This is a genomic window from Streptomyces sp. WM4235, assembly GCF_001279725.1.
Lineage (GTDB): Bacteria > Actinomycetota > Actinomycetes > Streptomycetales > Streptomycetaceae > Streptomyces.
Genome location: NZ_LGDE01000143.1, coordinates 1 through 2,492 on the forward strand (window position 1 = coordinate 1; position 2,492 = coordinate 2,492).

Below are 2,492 nucleotides of genomic sequence, written 5' to 3' on the forward strand. Positions count from 1 at the left end.
GGCGAGATCCACCTGCGCAGCGACCTGCTGGCCGGCTCGTACCGCAACAGGCCCGAGGAGAGCGCCAAGGCGTACGTCCCCGACCCGTGGCGGCCCGGCGGGACCCTGTACCGCACCGGAGACCTGGGCCGCTTCCTGCCGAACGGCGAACTCGCCTTCACCGGCCGCACCGGCAGCCTCGTGAAGATCCGCGGCAACCGGGTGGAACTGGAGGAGATCGAGGCGCTGTTGGAGTCCCACCCGGCCGTACGGGAGGCCGCCGCGGCCCTCCACGACCGGGCGGGCGCGCCCCGCCTGATCGGGTACGCCGTGGTGGCGGAGGGGGTGAGCGCCGCCGAACTGCGGGCCCACCTCGCCGAGCGGCTGCCGGCCGCGGTGGTCCCGGAGACCGTGGTGCTGCTGGACGCGCTGCCCCGTACCCGCACCAACAAGCGCGACCGCGCCCGGCTCCCCGTACCGGCGGCGACGGCGGTCGGTACCGGCGGGCCGCCGTCGGCCGGCGCCGAGCAGGTGGTCGCCGACGCCTGGCGTCGGGTGCTCGGCGGTGACTCCTTCGGGCGGCACACCAACTTCTTCGAGGCGGGCGGCGATTCGCTGCTCGCCGCCCGCCTCCAGATGGAGCTGGGCGAGCGGCTCGGCCGGGAGATCCGTCTGGTCGACGTGTTCGCCCGTCCCACCGTCGCCGGGTTCGTCCCCGGACTGGGCGAGGAAGGGGGCGCCGCGGCGGCGGCCGGCTCCGACGAGGCCGCCTCGCGCGGCGAGGGGCGCCGGGCCGCCCTGCGGTCGCGCCGCAGGTGACACGCCTGCCCGAGTGACACGCGTACCCAACAGAGCAGAAGACGAGAGAGGTTGACATGGACGTCGCTGACGTGATGGCGGAGCTGCGCAACGCGGTCGGTTCCGGAGGGCTGGAGCGCGTCGAGGAGTGCCTGCGCATCCTCGTGGGCGAGCAGGCCCCGGAGTACCTGCACGAGGACCAGGAGCCGACCCGGCTGTTCTTCCCCGGCATCAGCGCCCTGCCGTGGCACGACGCCGCGGCCCAGCCCTGGACGGCCGGGATGGAGGCCTCGTACGAGTCGATCAAGGCGGAGTTCCTGGCGCTCCGTTCGGAGCAGGCCCGGTTCGCCCCGTACGAGGACATGTACACGAAGGAACTGGGCTGGCAGGGCTGGGACACCTACCAGCTCTACCGCAACGGCACCTGGCGGGACGAGGTCCTCGAACGCTGTCCCGAGACCGTCAAGGCCGTGGAATCGACCCCTCACGGGCCGCGCGACGGCATGTTCACCATCCTCAACCCGGGCGTCCACATCACCCCGCACACGGGCGGGGTCAACCTGCTGCTCACCGCCCACCTCCCGCTGATCGTCCCGGACGGCTGTGTGATCACGGTCGGCGACGACGAGCGGGGCTGGGAGGAGGGCAAGGTCATCCTCTTCGACGACAGCTTCATCCACGAGGCGGAGAACCGCGGCACGCAGCAGCGCGCGGTCCTGCTCTGGGACGTGTGGCACCCGGAGCTCACCGAGGCCGAGGTGCGGGCGCTGGAGTTCCTCATGCCCCGGTTCCAGAGCTACCTGATGGCGGTCTGAGACCGGCCGATCCCGACCGTCCCACCGAACCCACGCACCGGCGTGGCGCCGCACCCACCCCTGACGGAGAACATCTTGAACGCACAGCAGCTTCTGCCGGAACCCGATGACCGGGCCGACGTCGAAGGCCGGATCGCCGTCGTCGGCATGGCGGGCCGGTTCCCGAAAGCCGATTCCGTCGACGCGCTCTGGGAGCTGCTGGCTGCGGGCACCGAGGCGGTCAGCCGGTTCTCCGCCGAGGAGCTGCGCGCCGACGGGGTCGCCGAGTCCGAGTACACCCACCCGCGTTACGTGCCGGCGAAGGGCGTCCTCGACGACGTCGCCGGCTTCGACTCGACGCTGTTCGGCTACGGCGCCCTGGAAGCCTCCGTCATCGACCCCCAGCAGCGCGTCTTCCTGGAGACCGCCTGGGCCGCCCTGGAGGACGCCGGGTGCGACCCCGACCGGGCCGCCGGCCCGATCGGGGTGTACGCGGGTTCGCTGCTGAGCACGTACCTCATCCACAACCTGCTGCCCCGCACCGATCTGCGGGAGAAGCTGGGCGTGCCGTTGCTGTTCCAGGGCAACCAGCCCGACCAGTTGGCGGCCCGGGCCGCGTACAAGCTCAATCTGCGCGGTCCGGCGGTGAGCGTGCAGACCGCGTGCTCCACCTCCCTGGCCGCGGTGCACCTCGCCGTGCAGAGCCTGCTCTCCCAGGAGTGCGACATGGCGCTCGCGGGCGGCGTGACGGTCACCGTGCCGCACCGCTCCGGCTACCTGCCGGTGGAGGGCGGCATCGAGTCGGCCGACGGCCACTGCAAGCCGTACGGCGCGAACGCGGCCGGCACGGTCTTCGGCAACGGCGCGGGCGTCGTCGTCCTCAAGCGGCTGGCCGACGCGCTGGCCGACGTGGTGGACCGG

General features: G+C 72.6%; 3 protein-coding genes. All 3 read left to right on the top strand.

Going from position 1 to position 2,492, the window contains the following annotated elements; translation table 11 throughout:
• Positions 1 to 798, top strand: a 798-nt coding sequence (locus ADK55_RS13315; RefSeq protein ID WP_159041382.1) for an AMP-binding enzyme, incomplete at its 5' end; no start/stop codon positions are given.
• Positions 799 to 854: 56 nt separating this feature from the next.
• The gene (locus ADK55_RS13320; protein WP_053678348.1) at positions 855 to 1,592 is read left to right on the top strand and encodes an aspartyl/asparaginyl beta-hydroxylase domain-containing protein; all 738 of its coding nucleotides are present in this window, start codon (positions 855 to 857) and stop codon (positions 1,590 to 1,592) included.
• A 75-nt stretch (positions 1,593 to 1,667) separates the two neighbouring features.
• On the top strand, positions 1,668 to 2,492 hold an 825-nt coding region (locus ADK55_RS13325), incomplete at its 3' end, for a beta-ketoacyl synthase N-terminal-like domain-containing protein (protein WP_199826508.1).

What these genes read in the sequence shown, in the direction of transcription:
- ADK55_RS13320 (WP_053678348.1), top strand. Translation starts at nt 855, where the DNA reads ATGGACGTCGCTGACGTGATGGCGGAGCTGCGCAACGCGGTCGGTTCC.